The 23,016-nt window shown below is 62.1% G+C and carries 19 protein-coding genes; 5 read left to right on the top strand and 14 right to left on the bottom strand.

Annotation, left to right across the window (positions count from 1 at the left end; genetic code table 11):
* Positions 1-48 precede the first annotated feature (48 nt).
* Positions 49-1,821, bottom strand: coding sequence for a carbon starvation CstA family protein (locus tag HALAL_RS0113500; RefSeq protein WP_025274507.1), 1,773 nt, complete (start codon positions 1,819-1,821; stop codon positions 49-51).
* A gap of 385 nt (positions 1,822-2,206) precedes the next feature.
* Between HALAL_RS0113500 and HALAL_RS0113495 the strand changes: the two genes are divergently transcribed.
* From HALAL_RS0113495 to HALAL_RS18700, 3 genes are all read left to right on the top strand, one after another.
* Positions 2,207-3,565, top strand: a complete 1,359-nt coding sequence (locus tag HALAL_RS0113495) for a replication-associated recombination protein A (protein WP_025274506.1) — start codon at positions 2,207-2,209, stop codon at positions 3,563-3,565.
* Entirely contained in the window at positions 3,565-4,155 is a 591-nt protein-coding gene (locus tag HALAL_RS17800) for a hypothetical protein (protein ID WP_025274505.1), read from the top strand. The genes HALAL_RS0113495 and HALAL_RS17800 overlap by 1 nt, the downstream gene beginning before the upstream one ends.
* Positions 4,156-4,282: 127 nt before the next feature.
* Entirely contained in the window at positions 4,283-4,825 is a 543-nt protein-coding gene (locus tag HALAL_RS18700; RefSeq protein WP_025274504.1) for a hypothetical protein, read from the top strand.
* Here the strand turns inward: HALAL_RS18700 and HALAL_RS0113480 are convergent.
* The 8 genes from HALAL_RS0113480 to HALAL_RS0113445 all read right to left on the bottom strand — a co-directional run bounded on the left by HALAL_RS0113480 (position 4,799) and on the right by HALAL_RS0113445 (position 13,153).
* On the bottom strand, positions 4,799-6,022 hold the full coding sequence (locus HALAL_RS0113480; protein ID WP_025274503.1) for a PrsW family intramembrane metalloprotease: 1,224 nt from the start codon (positions 6,020-6,022) through the stop codon (positions 4,799-4,801). The genes HALAL_RS18700 and HALAL_RS0113480 overlap by 27 nt on opposite strands.
* Positions 6,019-6,615, bottom strand: coding sequence for a hypothetical protein (locus HALAL_RS0113475; RefSeq protein WP_025274502.1), 597 nt, complete (start codon positions 6,613-6,615; stop codon positions 6,019-6,021). The genes HALAL_RS0113480 and HALAL_RS0113475 overlap by 4 nt, the downstream gene beginning before the upstream one ends.
* Before the next feature lie 219 nt (positions 6,616-6,834).
* Positions 6,835-7,935, bottom strand: coding sequence for a branched-chain amino acid aminotransferase (locus tag HALAL_RS0113470; protein ID WP_025274501.1), 1,101 nt, complete (start codon positions 7,933-7,935; stop codon positions 6,835-6,837).
* Positions 7,936-8,256: 321 nt separating this feature from the next.
* Positions 8,257-9,291: a 3-isopropylmalate dehydrogenase gene (locus tag HALAL_RS0113465; protein ID WP_029767971.1), complete on the bottom strand. Its 1,035-nt coding sequence runs from the start codon at positions 9,289-9,291 to the stop codon at positions 8,257-8,259.
* Between the two features lie 144 nt (positions 9,292-9,435).
* The gene (gene serA / locus HALAL_RS0113460; protein ID WP_025274498.1) at positions 9,436-11,034 is read right to left on the bottom strand and encodes a phosphoglycerate dehydrogenase; all 1,599 of its coding nucleotides are present in this window, start codon (positions 11,032-11,034) and stop codon (positions 9,436-9,438) included.
* A gap of 224 nt (positions 11,035-11,258) precedes the next feature.
* Positions 11,259-11,810: a regulatory protein RecX gene (locus HALAL_RS0113455; protein ID WP_025274497.1), complete on the bottom strand. Its 552-nt coding sequence runs from the start codon at positions 11,808-11,810 to the stop codon at positions 11,259-11,261.
* Positions 11,782-12,864: a recombinase RecA gene (recA, locus tag HALAL_RS0113450; RefSeq protein ID WP_025274496.1), complete on the bottom strand. Its 1,083-nt coding sequence runs from the start codon at positions 12,862-12,864 to the stop codon at positions 11,782-11,784. Before recA ends, HALAL_RS0113455 begins: the two co-directional genes overlap by 29 nt.
* 85 nt (positions 12,865-12,949) lie before the next feature.
* Positions 12,950-13,153, bottom strand: a complete 204-nt coding sequence (locus HALAL_RS0113445) for a DUF3046 domain-containing protein (RefSeq protein ID WP_025274495.1) — start codon at positions 13,151-13,153, stop codon at positions 12,950-12,952.
* A gap of 102 nt (positions 13,154-13,255) precedes the next feature.
* Between HALAL_RS0113445 and HALAL_RS0113440 the strand changes: the two genes are divergently transcribed.
* The gene (locus HALAL_RS0113440) at positions 13,256-13,837 is read left to right on the top strand and encodes a TetR/AcrR family transcriptional regulator (RefSeq protein WP_025274494.1); all 582 of its coding nucleotides are present in this window, start codon (positions 13,256-13,258) and stop codon (positions 13,835-13,837) included.
* A gap of 89 nt (positions 13,838-13,926) precedes the next feature.
* Here HALAL_RS0113440 and HALAL_RS0113435 read toward each other — a convergent pair whose 3' ends face one another.
* From HALAL_RS0113435 to HALAL_RS0113420, 4 genes are all read right to left on the bottom strand, one after another.
* Positions 13,927-15,729: a DEAD/DEAH box helicase gene (locus tag HALAL_RS0113435; protein ID WP_245598110.1), complete on the bottom strand. Its 1,803-nt coding sequence runs from the start codon at positions 15,727-15,729 to the stop codon at positions 13,927-13,929.
* A 335-nt stretch (positions 15,730-16,064) separates the two neighbouring features.
* Complete coding sequence (locus tag HALAL_RS0113430; RefSeq protein ID WP_025274493.1) at positions 16,065-17,081, bottom strand: GNAT family N-acetyltransferase; 1,017 nt, start codon at positions 17,079-17,081, stop codon at positions 16,065-16,067.
* Between the two features lie 71 nt (positions 17,082-17,152).
* Positions 17,153-19,021, bottom strand: a complete 1,869-nt coding sequence (locus HALAL_RS0113425; RefSeq protein ID WP_035534562.1) for an ABC transporter ATP-binding protein — start codon at positions 19,019-19,021, stop codon at positions 17,153-17,155.
* A 17-nt stretch (positions 19,022-19,038) separates the two neighbouring features.
* Positions 19,039-19,677, bottom strand: coding sequence for a Clp protease/crotonase-like domain-containing protein (locus HALAL_RS0113420; protein ID WP_025274491.1), 639 nt, complete (start codon positions 19,675-19,677; stop codon positions 19,039-19,041).
* Positions 19,678-19,905: 228 nt separating this feature from the next.
* Here HALAL_RS0113420 and HALAL_RS0113415 point away from each other — a divergent pair, with 228 nt between their 5' ends.
* A complete protein-coding gene (locus tag HALAL_RS0113415) occupies positions 19,906-21,114 on the top strand; it encodes a hypothetical protein (RefSeq protein ID WP_156937745.1) in 1,209 nt (402 codons plus the stop codon).
* A 23-nt stretch (positions 21,115-21,137) separates the two neighbouring features.
* On the opposite strand, the gene HALAL_RS0113410 is transcribed toward HALAL_RS0113415, so the two are convergent.
* Entirely contained in the window at positions 21,138-22,757 is a 1,620-nt protein-coding gene (locus tag HALAL_RS0113410) for an ABC-F family ATP-binding cassette domain-containing protein (RefSeq protein WP_025274489.1), read from the bottom strand.
* Between the last annotated feature and the right edge of the window lie 259 nt (positions 22,758-23,016).

Raw genomic sequence — 23,016 nt, 5'->3', positions numbered from 1 at the left:
CCCGGTACCCTACAGAGGTGCCGGGCCACAGCCGACTCGTCGATTCGATCAGTCGCGTACGCGCGACGAATCCAGAGTCACATTGGGTTCCTCCGTATCGGACGTACGCGGCGACGAACCGCGGTTGCCCCACGCCTTACCCAGCGCGGAGGCCGCTTCGATCATGGTCCACACCGCGAGCGCGAATATCACCACCGCAAGCGGTGGCAGCACCCATAGGGTCGCTTCCGCGCCCTGTTCCCGGGCGGCTTCCCAGTATTTCTGGATGTTGACGACCAGGGCCCAAGAGGTCATGGCCACCAGGAAGACCATCGGCGTCAGTATTGCCCAAGGATTGGTATTGCGTTTCACCAGCCAGACGGCGAGGGTTGCCAGCGCGAGCCCGGCGAGTAGTTGATTGGTGGTTCCGAACAGCTGCCACAGCACGCCCAGGGCGAATCCTTTGTCGCCGCCTCCTGGGGCGAGGGCGAGGGCGGCGGCCAGGACTACGGTGAGAACTCCGGCCAGGGTGAGGTTGTTGGAGAGTGGTTTGAATCCGACCTGCCGGGAGATCTCCTGGATGACGTAGCGCTGTAGACGCACGCCAGTGTCGAGGCTGGTGGCGGCGAAGGAGATCACGACTACGGCCCCGAAGATGAGTGCGTAGTGTTCGGGGAGTCCGAGGTTGGCGGCGAAGTGTCCGATGCCGCTGACGAAGTTCCCCACGGCTCCCGCTCCCGCTTCCGTAAAGCTGCCGTAACTGGCTTCCCATTCTCCTCGGCTGCCGGCGATTCCCGCGGTGACGGCGAGTATGGAGCATAGCGCCAGGCTCCCCTCTCCGAGAGCTCCGCCGTAGCCGACCATGCGGGCGTCGGTCTCGCGGTCGAGTTGTTTGGAGCTGGTTCCGGATGAAACGAGGCAGTGAAATCCGGAGATGGCGCCGCAGGCGATGGTGATGAATAGGAACGGCCACATACTGGGCGAGTCGTCGGGGACGTTGTTGATGGCAGGGGCGACGATGCGGTCCCAGCCGACTCCGACCCCGAGCAGAACCACGGCGAGGGCGATGAAGAGTTGGTGGGAGTTGATGTAGTCGCGGGGTTGCATCAGCAGCCAGATGGGGAGGCGGCTGGCGATGAAGGTATAGGCGAGGATGATGAGAATCCAGGCCGTCCGCGGTTGCATTCCCACCGCTTCGGCCACCGGCGACAGGTCGACGGGATACTGGTGTCCCACGATGATGAGCAGATAGAGGGCGGCCACGCCGAGTAGTGAGGGAATGAGGGCGGGGGTCCGGGTTCGCCAAATGTAGGCGCCGATCAGCATGGCGATGGGGATTTCACCGAAGATCGGGATCACCGATCCGGGGTTGGCGAGGAAGAGGTTGGCGATGACCACGGCGAACACCGCGCAGACCATGGTGATGAGGAAGAAAACGATCAGCAGGAACAGCGTTCCGGCCCGTGGGCTGATGACGTCCTTGGTAATGGTGCCGATACTGCGTGCGCGGTGTCGTACGGAGAGGACGAGGGAGCCGAAGTCGTGTACTCCGGCGGCCACGATGGTTCCGACCACGACCCATATGAGGGCGGGCAACCATCCCCAGAACACGGCGATGGCCGGTCCGATGATGGGCGCCGCTCCCGCTACCGACGTGAAGTGGTGGCCGAAGAGGACGTGTTTGTTCGTGGGTACGTAGTCGATTCCGTCGCGGTAGCGGTGTGCGGGGGTCACGTAGGCGTCGTCCAGGCGGAAGACGGCGGTGGACAGATAGCGTGAATAGATGAGGAATCCTGCGGCGAACAGGGACAGTACCCCTATTGCCAAGAGAAATGCCGGCATGGTTCAGCCTCCGGAACGATCTCGTCGTGCGATGGTTCTGGCGTGGCCACTGCGGGGTGACGTAGTGGTGTCCAAGCCAGGTGGGTGTCGGACGGTTGGCTTCGCTGTTTCCGGTGCGGGTGGTCCTTTTGGGATGTTTGTTCTGCCACATTATGCCTGTCCGGTTTACGAGCCCTTGAGGTGGGGCGGAGGCGGGTCCGTCGCGGGGGACGATGCTCGCGTGTCGTACGCTCCCTCGTCCGGGCGAGTGTCACGCGGCGCCACAGGGATGTTATCGCAGCTTGATTGAGGTTTGAGATCTCCCGGTGAGGGGAATAACGTGGTGTGCGATGAACTTCTCTCGCGGTGACGTGGCTGGAATCTGCATATGCACTAACCTGTGGGAGTGGATAATCCGGGCCTGTTTGACACTCCTTCCGACTCAACCTCGACGCCTGAGCCGTCTTCGGCGTCGTCTGATTCCGCCGACGCACCCTTGGCGGTGCGGATGCGCCCCGCGAATTTGGACGAGCTGGTCGGGCAGCAACATCTGCTCGCTCCAGGGTCCCCCTTGCGCCAGATAGTGGAGGGACGCCAATTGATGTCGGTGATCTTGTGGGGCCCGCCCGGGTCGGGCAAGACCACGATCGCCAATCTCGTCGCACGCGCCGACGATCGCCGCTTTCAGTCTCTCTCCGCCTTGAATTCGGGAGTGAAGGACGTACGGGGTGCGATCGAAGAGGCTCGGCGGATTCGTCGTACGGGTGGGCCGCAGACGATTCTGTTCATCGACGAGATCCATCGTTTTACCAAAACTCAGCAGGATTCGCTGCTGAGTGCCGTGGAGGATCGCACCATCACTCTTTTGGCGGCCACCACCGAAAACCCGTACTTTTCCGTGGTGGGTCCGCTTTTGAGTCGTTGTGTGCTGTTGACCCTGCACGAGCTGAACGATACGGATGTGGCGAACCTGGTGGAACGGGCGGTGAGCGATCCGCGTGGTTTCGACGGTGCCCTGGAGTTGGGCGACGACGCGGCCGAACATTTGGTACGCATGGCGGCCGGGGACGCGCGTAAGGCGTTGACCGCCCTGGAAGCAGCCGCGGCCACGGCCGCCGCCAAAAGGTCGACCACCGTCGACCTGTCATTGGTCGAGTCGGCACTGGACACCGCGGCCTTGCGTTACGACCGTTCGGGAGACGGGCACTACGATATCTCGAGTGCGCTGATCAAAAGCCTGCGCGGCTCAGACGTCGACGCCGCCGTGCACTACTTGGCCCGCATGATCGTGGCCGGCGAGGACCCTCGGTTCATTGCCCGACGATTGGTCATATTCGCCTCCGAGGACGTCGGTCTCGCCGATCCGTCGGCATTGCAAACGGCCACCGCCGCCGCTACGGCAGTAGAGCGGATCGGTTTGCCCGAGGCCCGCATCAACCTCGCTCAGGCGGTCGCCCATCTTGCGACCGCACCGAAGTCCAACGCCGTCATCGTGGCGGTTGACGAGGCCGTTTCCGACGTTAAGTCGGGTTTGGTGGGACCGGTGCCGTCCGACCTGCGCGATGCGCATTACCGCGGGGCCCGGAACCTGGGGCACGGGGAAGGGTATCGCTATCCACACAACGACCCCCGCGGTGTGGTCGGCCAGCAATACGCCCCCGAGGTGGTCCGTGGACGGAATTACTATCGCCCCACTCGGCACGGGGAGGAAGCCGCCCTGGCGGATCGCCTGAGCAAACTGCGTCGAATCGTACGAGGAGAATGATGGCGGAGAGACCGGACGGCCGGACTGCGGTATCGGGGAGATCGGTCGGGCGAGTTCGCAAGCGTCTGGCCGACTCCGGCAGTCGGATACAGCGCATGAGAAATCTGTGTTTGACCGTGGTCGCAGTGGCAGCGGTGGGTGTGGCGGTGCTTCTGTCCGCCGGCCATGTTCTGACCACCGATCCCACCCGCCGCGCCCTCGACGAGCTCCGGGTCCCCTCGTGGGCCGCTCAGCATGGAGACGACGACACCTACGGGAGCCGATGGTGTCTGGAGGAGTGCCGCGTGCGGGTACGAACCTGGCAATCCGACGGACTGGCCGGTGACACCTCCATTCAGTACCTGCAAACCTTGCTCGACAACGATTGGCTCGTAGTCCCCAAAACCGATTGTCCCGGCGGTTCGGACGTCGAGGCGTGTTTTACTCGCGACGAACTTTTTCTGGAGATGTGGGTGCGGCAGGCGGAATGCTCCAACCGCTACGAATTGTGCGTGGGTTCGAACGTCACCATCATCGTCGCGTCCCAGGCCGCCTGGCCCCGTCTGGCGGAGCAGGACTTCACCCCGTCGACTCCCCTCCCCCGCGAGTGACGCCACGTGATCCGTTTCGGACGAAGTTGCGGTCGATTCGGCGTCGTACCGACGGGTGACCGGCAGTAACCTTCCGACTGAAGACTCGTTAGACCCGACAAAGCCAGGTCGTTCATAAGGAGTCATCGTGACCGCTGATCCGCGTGCCAAGAACCGTCGTCGCTGGGCCCTGATGGTCGCGCTTCCCATCGCCTCGGTGGGAGCGGCCGCAGCCGGATGGACCCTGTTCGGCCCCGTTCCCGACTATCTGGCGTCACAGGAACCCGCCGATGAGTCCACGATTCGCCCCGGATGGTCCGATTCCAACTCCGATACCCGTTCCCAAGAGCCGTACGCGGAGGAGAACGTACCCCCAAGATCCGATGGCGGCGGGGTGGAACGTGGTGAACCGTCCACCTCTCCGAGTCCTGATCCTGAGCCGGATGACGACGAGACGACCGCTCTCGACCCAATCGACCCTCCCAGCGAGTCCGAGGACGAACAGCCTCCGGAGGAGGGTTCGCCGACACCGTCTCCGCCCGACGAAACGGATGACGACGACTCCGACAACGGCGATGACGGAGACGACGGTTCGAACGGGGACGACGGAGATTCCGGCGACGATGGAGACGACGGTGACGGCGGCGATCCGAGTTTGTCGCCGTCACCGACCGACGGCTCCGAGCAGTGACGGAGTTCCTTCTTCTTCGGCCGACGTCCGCTCGTTCATCCGGCTGCGAATAGCGGCGATGTTGCGTTTGGCCGCCGCCACGTCCGGAGCGACGTCGGGATCGTTGTCGGCGCTGCGTCGATACTCGCGCCCCAGCGACTCCCCCAGACTGACCTGTTCATTCTGCAACTGCCGCAGCAGCTGGGCGGTATCCTTACCGTACTTTTTCGCGACGGCCTTGCGTGCCTTTCTGCGCGCGCGGAGGGAGCGCATGGCGGTCAGTTCCCCGGTGGTGATGACATCGGTGTCCTGATCACTCATCGTGGTCACGAACCAGCTGAATTCGATGCGGGCGGCCGCCAGGTACAGAACGATGAAGAAGGCCAGGATGATGAATCCCTTGCCGTACGTCAGCAGAATCGCCCAGCCGGGATTGATGTTCTCCGACAACGGCATGTTCCACAGTGCGTGCATGCATACGGCGGTGGCGAAACCGACCACTACGGCGGTGACCCTGCTGGTCCAGGGTTTACGCGATTGAGTGACACAGTACGAGATTCCCAGCCCGGCCACGGCCGTGTACAGGGGATGCGACCATGGTCCGGCGACGGCCAATCGTGTCACCGTCACCGCAATCGACCCCGCCCACTCGTTATTGGGATTGACAAGAGCGAAGTTTACCGCGTAAGTGATGTTCTCTACGACTTGAAAGCCGATACCCACCATCGCCCCGTAGATCAAACCGTCGATGGGTCGGTGGAAATGTTCCCGCACGATCAACACCAGCAGTACGATTCCCAGTGCCTTGTACCATTCCTCATTCAACGGTCCTGCGATCGCCGGTCCCCAGCGACGCGCCCACTCCACCCCCTCTGAGCTGGCCATGACTTGCAGGGCGGCATTGTTGGTGACGATGGAAAACGCCACCGCCGGAAGAGCGCCCCAGCACATCGCGGCGGCCCGAACCGTCGGAGGTTCCTTCTCGAACAGGTCGAGCTTCCCGATGATCCAGATGAAAACGGCGGCGAGCACACCATTGACGGCCACCGACATCCACAGGGCACCGGCCACACCGTCGTATTCGTTCCCGATCGTGCTCCCCAGACTGATCAACCCGAAAGCGAGACAACCGGCGAACAGCCAATAGGAGGGGCGTCGCACCCGAATGAAGGCCCCCTGACCTTCGAGAACCACGTGTTCGGTAGGGACGGTGCTCACTCGCCCTCCAAAGTAAATCGTGAAATGAACTCGTTGACCACCGCCAAGGTGGTATCGGCCGACTGAGAGGCGGGACCGAGCGCCACGATGGTCGCGGCCGCACCGGAGTCGTTTCCCACCACGAAGATCCCGCCGCCGACGTTGCGCCCGACCAGAGTGGCCCGTTGGCCGTTCAAATCGGCGACGCTGGATTCGAAGTCGTTGAACGAGGTGGCCACCAGCCCGGTGTGCGTTCGGGTCACGACGTCGGCACGACGTTCGATAAGACGCTCCAACGATTCGACCGAACCGAACACTCCAATGGAGACCGTCGAGGTTCCCTGTGTCAAAGTCACGGAATCGGCATTGAGGCTCGGTCGGGCCGTCCACGTTCCATCGGCGACGACGACCTCGAGTCGCGCGGTTTTACCGGGAAACGACTCCAATTCAATGCCCTCGTTCTCGCTCAACCGTTCGGTAGGTACGCCGAGAACGTCCTCGGCGCCCAGCCAAACGACCAGGGGCAGGGCGAGCAGCGCGGCCAGTACGATCGCTTGCCAACCCCGACCTTTCTCCGCCCCCAGACGATTGACTCGAATCTCGACATCGCTCACCTCAAGAATCCTTTCTACGGTAGACGGTCAATGTACGAAACGTATTCGAGACCTGAGTCGGTACGGCAGCGTCAAGTGGAAGGCCTCTGCAATGATTGTGGCCGGTGCGGCGACGTCCCGCTGACGAAACGCGCGAAACCGCCCTCGATCGTCTTCGGTCGGTACTACGAAAAAAGCACGGCAAGGAACCCTCACCGTGCTGTCATGACGTGGACCGTTCTACTCGATCGTCTGCGTCCAGTTATGCGTATCCTCAGCCCGTCCATGCTGGATGTCGAGAATCCGACTGCGGAGCCGACGTGTCAGTTCACCGGTTTTCGATTCGTTGATGGAGAACTCCCCGCCCTGTTCACGGATCATACCGACGGGGGTGATGACCGCTGCCGTACCGCAGGCGAACGTCTCGGTCAATCGACCCGACTGCGCGTCGGCGCGCCATTTCTCCAAGCTGTAGTCGGTTTCGTGTACGTCCCAGCCTTCCTCGCTCAACAGAGTGATGATGGCGTCGCGGGTGATACCGGGAAGGATCGAGCCCGTCAACCGTGGTGTATAGATGACTTTCTCATCGCCGTACACGAAGAAGAGGTTCATACCTCCGAGCTCGTCGATGTACTTGTGTTCCACGGCGTCCAGGAAAACGACTTGGTCACAGCCTTTTTCAATCGCCTGGGAATGCGGCGCAAGTGAGGCGGCGTAATTACCGCCGCATTTGGCGGCACCCGTTCCGCCGGGTGCGGCACGAGTGTAATCCTCGCTCACCCACAGAGTCACCGGCTTGGGACCGGTCTTGAAATAGGCTCCGGCGGGCGACGTGATAACACCGTAGAGGTATTCCTGCGAAGGACGAACCCCTAGGAACGATTCGGTAGCGATCATGAACGGCCGCACGTAAAGACTGGATTCACCTTCGGTGGGAACCCAGTCGCGGTCCACCGAGATCAACTCCCGAATGGAGGCGAGGAACCATTTCTCCGGCAGTTCCGGCATGGCAAGGCGACGCGCCGAACCGTTGAAACGTTGGGCGTTCGCTTCCGGGCGAAACAGACCCACCGTCCCGTCCGAGCGGTGATAGGCCTTCAGCCCTTCGAAGATCTCTTGCGCATAGTGCAGTACTGCCGTTGCGGGCGACAACGTCAGCGGACCGAACGGTTCTACCCGAGCCGAGTGCCATCCTCGATCGGCGCTCCAGCGCATGGTGAACATATGGTCGGTGAAAACTGATCCGAATCCGGGCTCGGCCAACAGTTCGGCACGCTCGTCGGCACTGCGAGGCCGTTCATTGGCGATAACCTCGAAATCGGGCAACTTGTCGTCAGTCATGGTCTTCCTTCGCGACACGGCAAATTCTTGAGTTCTGGTCGGTCGAGCACCGGCACGTCCGGTACGACGTCGTCTGGAACGCTTCCCACCGGGGCACGGGTACTTCAGCGGTGACGCCAAAGCTCGCCATCCCGACCAGTCTCAAATTCTTCTGCCTCTAACTTAGCGCTCGTTCAGGTCGCGACGATACGGGTGGCGGCTTTATCGGACTGATTTTTCATTGCCGACCGGGCCGCCTCGAGGTCACTTCCCTCCGTCCGAACGGCGACACGACACCGGCCCCCACCCTGTTTTCCAAGGTGAGGACCGGTGGAATTGATTTTAGAGCCGTTGTTCTACATCGGACGCGACCCGATCTCCCACCGCTTCGGTTCCCACTGCCTGTCCCGGGGACCGGGAAGAAAGTTCCCGCTCAATGGACTCTTGGACGACGGTAGCGGCCTTTGCTTCCCCAACATGTTCCAGCAAGAGGCTCGCCGACATGATCGCCGCGATGGGATCAGCGATACCCTGACCCGCGATGTCCGGTGCCGATCCGTGTACGGGTTCGAACATGGAGGGATGAGTCCGATCGGGGTTGACACAACCGGAAGCGGCCAGTCCGATCCCACCGGTGACGGCCGCGGCGATATCGGTAATGATGTCTCCGAACAGATTGTCGGTCACCACGACGTCGTAATCCTGCGGTCGGTTGACCATGAACATCGCCGCTGCGTCGACGTGCTGGTAATCGGTCACCACGTCGCGGTACTCCTCGGCCACGTCCGCGAAAGCGCGATTCCACAGGCCTCCCGCGTGGGACAACACGTTTGTCTTGTGCACCAGGGTCAGACGGCCACGTCGACTCCGCGCTCGCTCGAAGGCGTCGCGCACGACCCGTTCGACACCGTACCGGGTGTTCAGACTTTCCTCCGTGGCGATTTCTGCGGCGGTTCCAGTATGGAGATTTCCGCCCGCGCCCGCGTACAGACCTTCGGTGCCCTCCCGGACCACAATGAAGTCCACTTCTCCAGGTTGCACCTTGGCCAACGGACTGGCGACTCCCGGGTACAGGCGCGAGGGGCGCAGATTCACGTACTGGTCGAATTCGAATCGCAACCGTAGGAGGAGACCGCGTTCCAATACCCCGGGCGGAACGCTGGGGTCGCCCACCGCACCGAGCAGGATGGCATCGTGCGTGTCGAGTTCACTCAGGACCGAGTCGGGTAGAACCTCACCCGTCGCGTGGTACCGCGACGCCCCCAGATCGTATTCCACCGCCTCCCAGTCGGGAAGCACCAGGCGAACCACCTTCATGGCCTGGTCGATTACCTCTTTGCCGATGCCATCGCCGGGGATGACCGCTATTGAGCTCATGGACTGCCTTTCCAAGCGTAAAAATACGGGGCACGTAGGTAGTCTTTAGACTAGCCCCCGTGTCCCGCATTTCGGCTGGTGTATCCCGCTGTACGGGATACAAATTAGGCTCGCATTCCAAGGCTTGTGGACGGCACGGCTCCCTTAATCCTCCAGGGTCACCGCCGCGGCCGCATCGGCCCCCACGGTCCGTTGGATATGCGCGGCCACATCGGCGGGAACCTCGGCGTCGGTGGTCATCACCATGAACGCCTCACCGCCGGCGGCTTTACGCGACACCTGCATGGAACCGATGTTGATCTCCAGGTCACCCAAGGTTCCCCCGATCAAACCCACGACACCCGGATGGTCGTTGTAGCTCAGGAACAACAGGGCGCCAGCAGCGTCGATATCCAAGTCAAAGCCATTGACCTCGAGAAGCTTCGGCTGTTCGTCTCCGATTCCGGCCACGGTACCGCTCACCGACACCGCCTGGCCGTCGACCAAGGCCCCACGCAGGGTAACGGTATTCTGCAATGCCGGTGAATCGGCATTGACCCGGAGGCCGACGTCGACACCGCGTTGCTTCGCCACCAGTGGAGCATTGACATAGGTAACCGAATCGGCTACGGCGGAGAAGAGCCCCTTAGAAGCGGCGAGCTGCAGAACCGATACGTCCGAGGCGGTGATGGGCCCTTCGACTTCCACCGTCACCGACTGCAAGGCCCCATCGCATACTGCGGTGACGGTACGTCCCAGGCGCTCGGCCAACGTGAGATACGGACGCACGTCCTCGTCGACGATGCCACCGGCCTGAACATTGACCGCATCCGGTACGAATTCCCCCGCCAGGGCCAAGGACACGCTCTTAGCGACCGCGAGCCCGGCATTGTCCTGTGCCTCCCGGGTGGAGGCACCGAGGTGTGGTGTGGCCACCACATTGTCCAGTTCAAAAAGTGGAGAATCGGTGCACGGTTCGGTCGCGAACACGTCAAGGCCCGCGGCCGCCAGATGCCCGGACTGCAGCGCGTCGTAGAGCGCCGCCTCGTCGATCAGGCCACCTCGTGCCGCATTGATAATACGGGCCCCGGGTTTCATGCGGGCCAGTTCGTCCTTGGCGATGAGCCCGGCCGTCTCCGGCGTCTTGGGGAGGTGAACGGTGACAAAATCACTGACGGCCAAGACCTCTTCCAAGCTCATCAGCTTGATCCCCATTTGAGCCGCGCGCGAGGGCTGCACATACGGATCATAGGCGACGATTTCCGTGTCAAACGCCTTCATTCGAGCGGCCACCAGCTGCCCGATCTTACCGAGCCCGACGACGCCGACCGTCTTTCCCCGTACCTCGACACCGGTGAACTTCTTACGATCCCACCGTCCTTCACGCAAGGACCGGCTTGCCACCGAAGTGTGACGGGCGCTCGCCAGAAGCAGAGTAATAGCCTGTTCCGCGGCGGAAACGATATTGGACGTCGGAGCATTGACCACCATGACTCCGCGTTCGGTCGCCTCGGAGACGGCGACGTTGTCGAGCCCCACTCCCGCGCGGGCGACGACTTTGAGTTTAGGTGCCGCTTCGAGTGCCGCCGCGTCGATCGTCGTGGCCGAACGCACAACGACGGCCTCTGCGTCTGCCAAGGCGGAGTGCAACGTCGCGACATCGGTTCCATCGATGGTGCGTATATTGAAATCCCGCGACAGGACGTCGACGGCGGAATCGGCTAGCGGGTCAGCAATTACTACGGTCGGTTGGACCTCAACCATGCGAAAATACCTCGCTGAAAGCTCGTGAAAACAGACGAAAAGACCGGGCGCGGCGCTGCGTCGTTGAAAACCCAATGGTAGTGGACCACCTCGTCCCTTGCCACCACGGTCACGAACGGTCCATATATTGATACACCTGCGCGGGCCGCAGGATACGACCCTACCGACCACCCATGTCGTCCACTACCGTCATATCCACGGACCGTGCCACCAGACGGGTCGCGTCACCCCTGGTCAGGATCGATGAACTGGTCCGCATCCACCTCATCGGCCAGTGGTGAGTCGGCTTCCGCCAGCAGCTCCTTCACCACACCGATCGCCACGGAGGGTCCGTAGCCTTTCCGTCCCAGGGTGCCCACCAGGCGACGCATGATCACGGTTTCGGACAGATGTGACATCGATCGGAAGCGTCGCTCGGCGATGGCTCGGGCGGCCTCCCACTCGGATTCGGGCGTCACCTCGTCCACAGCGGCCTGTACGGCCTCGTCTTCCACCCCTTTACGACGCAGTTCCGCCGCAAGCGCCCGACGGGACAGTCCACGCACACGATGCCGTGAATCGACCCACATCCGCGCGAAGGTCGCGTCGTCGATCATCCCGACGTCGTGAAAACGTGCGAGAACCTCGTCGATCACTTCTGCGTCGAAACCTTTGGACAACATGGCTTCTCGCAGTTCGTAGGAGGTGCGGGGTCGGCCCGACAATAGCCATGTCGCGTATTGTCGGGCCGCTTCGGGATCGTCGGGTTTAGAAGTCAACCGCCGCTTCGTCGCCATTGGTCGCCGCCTCGTCGGTGTCTTCGGTGTCTACGCCCAGCTTCTCTTTGATGCGCTTTTCGATTTCCTCGGCAAGGTCCGGGTTCTCGCGCAGGTTGGCGCGGGCTTTTTCCTTACCTTGGCCGAGCTGGTCACCTTCGTAGGTGTACCAGGCTCCCGACTTGCGCACGATCCCGTGCTCCACGCCCATGTCGATCAGGGATCCTTCTCGGGAGATGCCCTGGCCGTAGATGATGTCGAATTCCGCCTGGCGGAAGGGGGAACCGACCTTGTTTTTGACGACCTTGACGCGAGTACGGTTACCGACCGCTTCGGTGCCGTCCTTCAGTGTCTCGATACGCCGCACGTCGAGGCGTACCGAGGAGTAAAACTTCAGGGCACGTCCACCGGTCGTGGTCTCAGGGCTGCCGAACATGACGCCGACCTTTTCACGCAACTGGTTGATGAAGAGAGCGGTGGTTCCGGTCTGACTGAGCCCTCCGGCTATTTTACGTAGCGCCTGACTCATCAGGCGTGCCTGTAGACCGACGTGGGAATCGCCCATTTCCCCTTCGATTTCGGCACGCGGCACCAGGGCGGCGACCGAGTCGATGACGATCAGGTCGACCGCGGAGGAGCGCACGAGCATGTCGGCGATTTCGAGAGCCTGTTCCCCGGTATCGGGCTGGCTGACGAGGAGGTCGTCGATGTTGACGCCGATGGCCTCGGCGTAGACGGGGTCCAGGGCGTGTTCGGCGTCGATCATGGCGGCCACTCCTCCGTCCGCCTGTGCTCCGGCGATGGCGTGGAGGGCCAGGGAGGTTTTACCGGACGACTCGGGACCGAAGATTTCGACGACACGGCCACGTGGCAGTCCCCCCACCCCGAGGGCGATGTCCAGAGCGATGGAGCCGGTGTCGATCGTCTTGACGTTCTGTTTGGGCTTTTCGCCCAGCCGCATCACCGACCCTTTACCGAACTGCTTGTCGATCTGCGCCAAGGCCAGATCGAGGGCCTTTTCCTTGTCCTGCGGGCTGCCGGCGCTGTTGGACCGAGAGCTTGATTGTTTCGCCATGTGTTTAACCGTAGACCTTACCTATGACATCCCCGCCGCCATTGTGGCCCGGAGCGTGTTTGACAATTGTGCGCGAGCGGCTCGCTTATCTCCAGAGTCTTTTGGGCACCCTGTCTTCGAAGTTACGACATACCGCCATCCATATCCGTTTAATGTTCTCCCCGTCCGACATCGCCTCGTCAACCGTGCGTCCCCCGAGTTCAGAGAGGGTATGATCGGTGGCAATGGACTGGGCGTACGCCGATCCAAAGGTTTGGTCCATGCGTGCCCAGAAGTCGCTGATTTGCATCCCATCCAGAATAGGTGACGCGGTGTCAACGCTGCGAACGGTGGATGGGAAAATTAGCATCGTCCCACTTGCGTTCTATCGGTCGGTTAAGGGTTTTGTGCTGTGCCACGTGTTAGCCAGGAGCATCTTGATTCGCGTCGCCACCAGATTCTCAACGGTGCGCGTTCCACGTTTGCGAGATTTGGTTACGAAGGTGCGACGGTGCGTCGCCTGGAAGAGGCCACCGGATTGTCCCGTGGCGCGATCTTCCACCACTTCAAAGACAAAGATGCGCTCTTCTTGGCCGTCGCGTCCGACGACGCCGAGCAGATGATGGACACGGTATCCAAACGGGGATTGGTGGGGGTCATGCAGGACCTAGTCGCCGCCGCCGACAAACAGGAGACGCGCGGTTGGCTGGGAACGCAGCTCGAGGTCGCCCGCCGCCTACGCACCGACCCCGAATTCGCCGCCGCGTGGGGACAGCGCTGGGTCGCCATCGCCGAAGCGTCTCGCGCTCGCCTCCAGCACCAGCGTGACATCGGGGTACTGCGCGAGGACGTGCCGATTCCGGTCCTGGCGGGTTTTCTCCAGCTGGTCTACGACGGCCTGACCCGCTATTTGGCAACCGGACGCGAGGACATCGAATTGGAGAACGTGCTTCGTCTCGTGGAGGACGCGGTTCGCAAACCGGACGGCCGGTAACGGGCACGGACCACCCCGTCGCCGACGACGCGCACTGCTCATACGAAAAGCCACCACGTTTCCGTGGTGGCTTTTCGTCTTACTCTCGTTTACCAGCGACGACGCTGTCCGCCGCGACCACGACCTCCGCCGTTGTCGCGATCGTCGAAGGCGCGCCAGTTACCTCGGTCGGATTTGCGTCCGCCGTCACGGCGATCACCGCGGAAATCGCCCTTACGTCCACCGTCGCGACGCTTACCGCCGAAGTCACGACCGCCCTCGCGACGATCGCCACGGTAGCCGCCCTTGCGCGGGCCGCGTCCCTTGTGGTTGTTGTTGCGTCCACGTCCACCGCGGTCGTCACGGTAGCCGCCGCGACGGTCACCGCCACGCTTTTCCTTACTGGGACCCTCGATGATCTCACGCTCGGCACGTTCACGCAGTTGTGCGGCGTCGGCAAGCAGGCGTTCGTTGTTGGTGCCCAGCTTCTCGATCTGACGCTCCAACCGCTTCACCTCGCGCTCATTGACCTTGACCTGGCGCTCCGCTTGAGTGGCCCGCAGTTCGGTGAAGTTGCGAACTCCCAGCAGGTCCACCAGCTTCGCGTCGAAGTTACCCCGCACGAAGTGGCGTTCCGCCTCAACACCGGCGCGTTCGATCAGATTGAACATCTGCCGGTTCTGATGTGGAAGGACGAGCGTTCCGACCGTACCGGACTCTCCGGCTCGGGCGGTGCGCCCGGCGCGGTGCAGATAGTCCTTGTGGTTTTTGGGCGGATCGACGTGCAGAACGAAGTCCACCCCGTCGACGTGGATACCGCGCGCCGCCACGTCGGTGGCGACCAGCGCGTCCAATTTATTGTCTTTGAATCTGTCCAGCGTCTTGCTGCGGTCGGCCTGGCTCATGCCGCCGTGCAGTCCCGCGGCGTTGACGCCGGACGACTGGAGTTCCTCCGCGATGCGGTCCACGGCCAACTGGGTACGCACGAAAACCATCGTGTTTCCCGGTCGGCCGGCGATCGCGGCGGTCATTTCACGCTTGTCGCGCGGACCGATGAGCAGGAGGTGGTGCGTCATCGTGCTGACGGCACCCGCCGAGGGGTCGACCGAATGCTCGACCGGCTCGGTCAGATAACGATCGACGAGAACGCCGATCTCCTTCTCCAACGTGGCGGAGAACAGCATGCGCTGTCCGCCTTCGGGAAGCTGGTCGAACAGTTCTTCCACCTCGGGGAGGAAACCCATGTCCGCCATCTGGTCGGCTTCATCGAGCACCGCGACGTCGACGTCGGATAGATCGGCCTCACCGCGGTTGATCAGGTCACGAAGCCGTCCGGGGGTCGCGACCAGCACGTCCACGCCACGACGCAGCGCTTCGATCTGGCGGGAAAACGCCGTGCCACCGCAGACGACCTTCATTTTGATACCGATCGACTCCCCGAACGGTTCCAGAGATTCGGCTACCTGCATGGCCAATTCCCGGGTCGGAGTCAGGATGACCGCGCGCGGACGTCCCGGTGCGGTGCGGTCATGGGATTTCGCCAGGCGGGTCAGCGCGGGGAGTCCGAACGCCAGGGTCTTGCCGGAGCCGGTACGTCCTCGTCCCAGCACATCGCGACCGGAGATCGCGTCGGGAATGGTCGCCGTCTGAATGGGGAAGGGCTTAACGATGCCCTTGGCCGCCAAGGAGGAAACGATGATGTCGGCTAGGCCCAGATCGGCGAAGGTAACGTCCTCCTCGCCCTGCTTTTCCGGGCTCTTCTGTTCGGGGACGGAGTTTGATTCGGGTGCCTCGTCGGCCTCGACCTGATTCTGCGGTTCGATGGCCTCGGGGTCGGGGGTAACGCCGATCGCGTCGAGATCCAGACCGGCCTCTTGCGGTTCTTGGACGGCGTCGGTGGTCGTGTTTTCCACGGTCATTCTGTATTAAAGCCTTTCGCGGGATGCGCACTGCACGTACCGCGATTGATTCTCACCAGACTTCTGATGGTGAACGGCGGGACGCGCCTGATGTGTCAACCAACTCGGTTGGACTGTTGATCGTCAACAGACTGAGGATTTGGTCATGGCCACTTCGGTGGGCCAACTGTTAACGATAGCGCATGGTGAGATCAGACTGCCGTTTCCAGCGCCGTTTGTGGGTATTGACACCTCCTCGCGTCCACCCGGACCCCGATTTCACGCGATCGGGGCAGTGACGTGTACCGCTTTGAGTCACGCCGCGCTTAGTCGAACCGCCCCGATCCGCATCACTCCGTCTTCTTCTGAAATTCCAGTACCATATCTACGGGTTTAAAACCCATGGCTGCGTTGATGGCGTTCATCTGGGCATTGACATCGGCGTTGTCCGTCCAGATCCGTTGTGCGTACTCCGCTTCACGGCGCAGAAGACGCAGATTGGCCATCTTCACCCAAAGACCCAGTTTATGCCCACGATGCCGGGGAGTGACGATCGTCAGTCCCTGATAGACGTCGGGAAGCCGGTCGTATACGAACAACAAGGTCAACGCCGCCAGTTCACCCGTCTCCCGGTGGCAGGCAACGGTGTACATCGGTCGAACCCCGGATTGGAGGCGGGTTTCGGTGATATGTTCCCGGTCGGCAACGCTGTCTTTCTGCGACTCCAGCTCCAGGTCGCCCAGGGGAACCTCGTCCATCGTGGTGGACGTCAGCGCGGCCACGGCCTGCTTCAAATCGACGGGCGGATGTCCAATGAAACTGCGCAGTTCATAGTCGCCGGCGGCACTCCGCTCCGCTCGTTCGGTGAGCTCCCGTTCCCGGTCGGCACTCAAGTCCGTCACCTCGAAGATGCGATTGACCACTTCGAGGCCTATATCGAATCCATGTTTCTGAGCGAAGGAAAATCCAGGCGCCTCCGCTTTCCGATCGGGGTCCAATTCCGTATGGGTGTCGGCATAGAACGTATGACGTCCCGCCTTCCGCCCCTCCGAGTACAGGAATTCGAGCATGGCGGTGCCATGACCCTTCCTGCGCTCGTCAGGATCGACGAAGACGTCAAGGAAAGCGCTTTTAAGGTTCGCCTTGTGGTTCAGTCCCAGAGTCAGAGCACCCACAGGTCGTCCCTGTTCGCGAGCCAGATAATACCGGTGCTCCGATCCGGGTTTCCCACGTTGGTAGCTCGCCTGGTAGAACCGAAAATCCATCGGCATGGAATGGGGCCAGTCATGCTGGATGGCACGCTGCATCAGGTCAAACGCCAGCCGCAGTGTGGTGGTGTCGTCGGGGTCGATATAGGTGATCTCCATGGGTCGAGCATGATCAATTCCACTGTGATCCGCAACCGGTTTTCAGTCGACCCACGAACCGTCACATCGATCTAGCCATCCACCAGGTTCTGCGTACGGTACAGGTCGGCATACAATCCGTCGGTGGCCAACAGCTCGTGATGAGTTCCCTTCTGGACGATGCGACCGGCATCGAGAACCACAATCGTATCGGCGCGGCGGATGGTGGACAGCCGATGCGCGATCACAATGGCGGTACGTCCCTCAAGCACCCGGTTCAGAGCCGCCTGCACGGCGGCCTCGGATTCGCTGTCCAGGTGAGCGGTCGCCTCGTCCAAGATGACGATCGGGGGCGCCTTCAGCATCACTCGCGCGATGGCCAGGCGTTGTTGTTCCCCGCCGGAGAAGCGATGCCCACGCTCTCCCACCAAAGTGTCAAGTCCACTGTCGAGTCGTTCGATCACGTGCGCCACCTGCGCTGACTCCAATGCCGCCCAAATCTCGGCGTCGTCGGCGTCGGGTTTCGCGTAGGCGAGGTTGGCACGGACCGTGTCGTGGAAGAGATGGGCCTCTTGAGTGACTACTCCGATATGGGCGGCCAGGCTCGCGAAACTCGCGTCGCGTACGTCGACGTCTCCCACCGACACCGCACCGGCACTGACGTCGTACAGACGCGGTATCAGGGAGGCGATCGTGGTCTTACCGGCACCACTGGGCCCCACCAACGCCACCAGATTCCCCGCCGGAACCTCGAAACTCACATTCCGTAGAACCGGACCGTTGTCACTCTGATCGGGACGCGATACGACCTCCAACGACGCCAAGGAGACCTCTTCAGCGCTCGGATAACGGAAGTCCACCTCCCGAAACGAGACCGAAGCGGCATCGGCGGGCAGGGTACGCGCTGCGTCGTTTTCCGCGATCGCCGGTTTGAGCCCCAATACCTCGAAGACCCGCTGAAAGCTCACCAGCGCACTCATCACATCGACACGCACGTTCGACAATGCGGTCAATGGTCCGTACAGACGCGTCAACAACAGGGCGAGAGTCACGACGGTACCGGCGTCCAGGCGGCCGTCGAAGACCAGCCAACCACCGACGCCGTACGCCAGTGCCTGGGAGAGCCCGGCAACCAGGGTGAGCGCGACGATGAAGGTACGGGCGTACATCGCCGTGGTCACTCCGATCGACCGAACCCGATCGGCGCGTTCCGCAAAGGCCTCCGATTCCTCGTTAGGACGACCGTAGAGTTTCACCAGCGTGGCACCGCCGACATTGAAACGTTCGGTCATCTGAGTCCCCATGCGGGCGTTGAGATCATAGGAATCCTTGGTGAGACCCGCCAGTTTCTTACCCACTCGTTTGGCCGGAATCAAAAACACCGGCACCAAAATCAGGGAAAACAGCGTGATGAGCCAGGACTGCACCAACATGACCGCCAGGGTCAATACGACCGCGATTCCATTGGACACCAGGCCGGACAATGTGGTGGTAAAGGCCCGCTGCGCCCCCATGACGTCATTGTTCAGTCGCGAGATCAGCGCTCCGGTTTGCGTCCGCGTGAAGAACGCGATCGGCATCGCCAGCACATGGTCGAATACGCTACGGCGTAGATCGTAAATGATCCCTTCGCCCAGTCGGGCCGAGTACCACCGCTGAATCAGGGACACGGCCGCCTCCACGACGGCGAGACCACCGATCGCGCCCGCCAGGATCAGCACGCCGGACCGCGTGCCACCCTCCAGGGTCAACTCATTGACGACGTTTCCCGCCAGCACGGGTACGGCCACCGAAATCGCCGCGGTCACGATGACCATCAGCAGGAACACCGTAATTTCAGTACGGTAGGGTTTGGCGAACTCCAGAATCAACTTCTTCGTGCGTTTGTCCAGCCGGACGTTTCCGAGATCATCGCCATTGCGTCGCATGGATCGCATGGCCTCCCACGCCTGTGGGCCCATTGCTGACACAGTCGGTATTACTCCTTTTCCCAAAGACGGCGAGCGGCTTCGACGTGGTTTCGGCGACGTTCCCGGTCGGCGGTGGTCTCCTGCCGCAGGAGCGCTTTAAGCTCCTTGGTCGCCTCGAATGATTGGGCATTGGCGGCAATGAGGTCTCGGACCGATCGCGACAACCGATCGTGGCTTTCGCACACGCGCACGATTCCCGAACGCCACAGTTCAACGGCCGTCACCTCCCGCAGCTGCGGCCAGATCCCCATGTCGGCCGTCATTCGTTCAACTCCCAAGGGCCAGACGCGACCGTTGAGTTCCGGTTCGGCCGGTCGCACGCGACCGGTCTCTTCGGCCAGACAGACGTCCGCGTGCAAGGCCAGATTGACTCCCATGCCGATCAGCGTCGCGGGCGGAAGCACCGAGATCACCACATGGCTGGGACTGGACATCCATTCCGTCGCCCGCGACCAGAGCTCGATCAATTCCTCCTGAGGCGAGAAGCCCAGTCCACCGGGCGTTTGCGGACGAACGACCACCGTGGGTTCGTTTCCCGTCAGGCTCCGGCCGAACTCTCCGAGTTCACCCAGGGTGTTGCGATTCAGATGCGGTGGCAGATCAAGCTGGACGTGGTCGTCATGGCGTTGAACGGTCAGTGAAGGCACGCCACAACGTTAGCGCGCCCAAGCGCCGACGGACGGCTCCAGTCCCGAAGCGCGGTGTCGGAAACGAACGGCGTCGATGACGCTCGCCCGGCGATGTCGTATCCTACGACCACACCGTACGAACAATCATCATAACCGAAGACCGTTGCGAGGTTACAGTAGTGACGACAGCGAGGAATCGAACGGAAATCAGCTCAAGTGAGACAACCACAGTTCAGCGCCCGAATGATGCCTACCTCAGTAGAACCGTCCTCAATAGCGAGTGAGCGACGACGGCAGCTACGCGACGTCGGTGTGTGGCTGTCGATCGTGGCTCTCACGGCGGTCGTTCTGGCGGTGACGGCTCGATCGTCGAACGCGTTGACGCAACGTCTGCACGATTGGTGGCCGATCGCGGGCCAATCCCCCACCACCGTCCTTCTCGGACACGTCACGGCCCCGCTCATCGCGGGCGGTGTCCTGGTCGTCGCCGCCCGGCGGGGACCGCAGCGATGGCACTGGCACACCACTCTCGTCCTGTCATATCTGGTCGCCTTCGCCTGGACGGCCTCACTGCACACCAATGTGGATACCGATATCCCGTCGAATTCCACCCTGGCTTCGGCGTGGGGAATCGACTTGATCGACACCGTGTCCGGCTCGCGGTTCGGCGTCGCCCTGATCATCTGTGCGCTGAGCGCGCTCACCACACCCTTCATATTGACGACCGTACGGTCATTGGCCGGTCGCACCTACGCGGTGTATCTGGCTCCGGTTGTGGCACTGGGCCCATGGGCGGCCTGGATGAGTTTGGGGATGGACGGAATCAACGCCATGGTCGTGGCGGGTGCCGTGGCCACCGCCGCACTGGCCACGGAGCCGACTCGGAGCCGATCGTCCGGGCGGATTCTGGCCACGCTCGCCGGGCTGCTCCTCTCGCTGGCGGTTCTACTCTCCTACAGCGCAGCTTGGTTCGGCCTCAGTATGCTGGCGATCTACTTCACCCGCCGTCGAGCCGGCGCCATCTGGTGTAGTGCATTCGGGGCGGTTACCACTCTGGCCGTCATCGCGGCGTTCGACTATTCCTGGCCGGTCGAACTGTGGACCACGTACTCGGGTGCGTGGGGCGCTCTCCTCGCCACCCCGGTTCACCTCTGGTGGCTGGGGCTCACCCCGGTCCTCGCCGTGGTCGCGGCGGGCCCAGCGGTCGTCTCCAGCCTGAGCCGATGGTCTGCCGAGGTATGGCCACTGTTGGTCGGCCCGATCGCGGTATTGGTGTTCAGTCCGCTCATGGCCGCTGCCGTTACCACGTCCAACCTGTCCTGGGTTGCGCTGTGTCCCTGGTTGGTCGTCGCGGCCGTCGCATCACGAACCGGCCGGGAGGACGACAACGACTCGGCCCTCATCTCCACGGGTGTGGGCGCTTGTGCGGTTATCGCCATGCTGTTCGCCGGCTGACGCCCGGGGCCGACCTTGACGACTTAGGCCAGTTCGACCAAGTCCATCAAGTCGTCGGACCAGAAGTCCTCATCGCCGTCCGGAAGGAGAATCGCACGTTCCGGACGCAGTGCTTCGACCGCGCCGGGATCGTGGGTCACCATGACGATGGCGCCTTCGAAGGCGTCCACCGCGTCAAGAACCTGCTGACGACTGGCCGGATCAAGGTTGTTGGTGGGCTCGTCCAGCAGAAGGACGTTCGCTCCCGACGTCACCAGCGAGGCCAGTGCGAGTCGCGTCTTCTCTCCGCCGGAGAGAACGTTGACCGGTTTGTAGACGTCGTCCCCGGAGAAGAGGAACGCTCCCAGGATCTTGCGCAATTCGGTGTCGTTGAGATCCGACCCGGCCGAGGTCGAGGCCTCCCGCATCTGCCCCAGCAGGTCACTGTCGAGATTCAAGGTGTCGTGTTCCTGGGCGAAATATCCGACCCGTAGTCCGTATCCGTCGTCGACCTGCCCGGTATCGGATTTCAGGGTTCCGGCCAGCATCCGTAGCAGGGTGGTCTTTCCCGCCCCGTTCAATCCCAGGATCACCACGCGCGACCCGCGGTCGATGGCGAGGTCGACACCCGTAAACACTTCGAGTGAACCGTACGACTTCGACAGGCCCGTGGCCGTGAGAGGGACTTTCCCGCAGGGTGCGGGCTTGGGAAGCCGCACGTGTGCGATCTTTTCCTCGACCGGATCGTCATCCAGGTCGTCGAGCAGCGCGTCGGCACGACGCGCCATCACCTTGGCCGCCGTCGCCTTGGTCGCCTTGGCTCCCAGTTTATCGGCCTGGCGGTGCAGCGAAGCCGCCTTCTTCTCCGCGTTCGTGCGTTCACGTCGGCGCCGTTCGGCGTCTTCGGCACGCTGCCGTTTATAGGCCGTCCAGCCGAGGTTATAGGCGTCGATCGTGGCGCGCGCGGGGTCGAGGTACCAGACCTTGTTGACCACTTCGTCCAGCAGTTCCACGTCGTGAGTGATCAAAACCAGTCCACCGTTGTGAGCGGAGAGGAAGTCCCGCAGCCATTTGATGGAGTCGGCATCGAGGTGGTTGGTGGGCTCGTCCAAGAGAAGGACGCTGTCACCCTCGTCGGCGAAAAGAATCCGTGCCAGTTCGACACGGCGACGCTGACCACCCGAAAGGGTTTCCAGCGGCTGAGTCAGGATGCGGTCTTCCAAGCCGAGGTTGGAGGTGATTCGTGCGGCCTCCGCCTGAGCCGAATAACCTCCGCGGGTAGAGAACTGATCCTCCAGCCGGGAATAACGGTGCACCAGCTTGTCACGCTTTTTGTCATCGACGCATTCGGCGAGTTCCAGTTCGGTCTTCTTCATCTTCACCGAAATCTCGTCCAGCCCTCGAGCGGACATGACGCGGTCCTGGGCTATCTGGGTGAGATCGGCGAATCGGGGGTCCTGCGGCAGGTACTCGAAAGGGCCCGAATGCTCCACACTGCCGCTGTACGGCTCGGCGATATCGGCCAAAACATTCATGGTGGAGGTTTTCCCCGCACCGTTACGTCCCACAAGGCCGACGCGGTCGCCGGCCTGCACCCGTAGACTCACTTCTTCGAGCAGAATCCGCGACCCGGCACGTAGTTGCAGGTCGGTAGCTTGAATCACGAGTCCTCCTGGGTTGACGTCGAATGGGATGATTCGGGATGACCACGCTCCAGTGTATGGTGTCTCCCCCTGAATACGCGAATCCTTAAGCACCAATGGTGAAGCAGGTCCCCATCGGTTCCCGGCGAGCACAACGATCGAACCAACGAAGGCTCCCAATCGAGGGACGTAGGTCACGGCGTTGGTTCATCCGTTCGACCGATGGCACCTGACCAGCAGGTGCTTTTTCGTTCCCGTAGGTTCCAGATTGCACGTGTTA

Origin of the sequence: Haloglycomyces albus DSM 45210 (assembly GCF_000527155.1) — a bacterium.
Taxonomy (GTDB): Bacteria; Actinomycetota; Actinomycetes; order Mycobacteriales; family Micromonosporaceae; genus Haloglycomyces; species Haloglycomyces albus.
This window is presented reverse-complemented; position numbering and strand designations above follow the sequence as displayed.

Coding starts and splice junctions, on each gene's coding strand:
- HALAL_RS0113500 (WP_025274507.1), bottom strand. CDS start 1,821: ATGCCGGCATTTCTCTTGGCAATAGGGGTACTGTCCCTGTTCGCCGCA.
- HALAL_RS17800 (WP_025274505.1), top strand. CDS start 3,565: ATGGCGGAGAGACCGGACGGCCGGACTGCGGTATCGGGGAGATCGGTC.
- HALAL_RS0113470 (WP_025274501.1), bottom strand. CDS start 7,935: ATGACTGACGACAAGTTGCCCGATTTCGAGGTTATCGCCAATGAACGG.
- HALAL_RS0113465 (WP_029767971.1), bottom strand. CDS start 9,291: ATGAGCTCAATAGCGGTCATCCCCGGCGATGGCATCGGCAAAGAGGTA.
- serA (WP_025274498.1), bottom strand. CDS start 11,034: ATGGTTGAGGTCCAACCGACCGTAGTAATTGCTGACCCGCTAGCCGAT.
- HALAL_RS0113455 (WP_025274497.1), bottom strand. CDS start 11,810: ATGGCGACGAAGCGGCGGTTGACTTCTAAACCCGACGATCCCGAAGCG.
- recA (WP_025274496.1), bottom strand. CDS start 12,864: ATGGCGAAACAATCAAGCTCTCGGTCCAACAGCGCCGGCAGCCCGCAG.
- HALAL_RS0113445 (WP_025274495.1), bottom strand. CDS start 13,153: ATGCAAATCAGCGACTTCTGGGCACGCATGGACCAAACCTTTGGATCG.
- HALAL_RS0113430 (WP_025274493.1), bottom strand. CDS start 17,081: ATGGAGATCACCTATATCGACCCCGACGACACCACCACACTGCGGCTG.
- HALAL_RS0113425 (WP_035534562.1), bottom strand. CDS start 19,021: ATGGGCCCACAGGCGTGGGAGGCCATGCGATCCATGCGACGCAATGGC.
- HALAL_RS0113415 (WP_156937745.1), top strand. CDS start 19,906: ATGCCTACCTCAGTAGAACCGTCCTCAATAGCGAGTGAGCGACGACGG.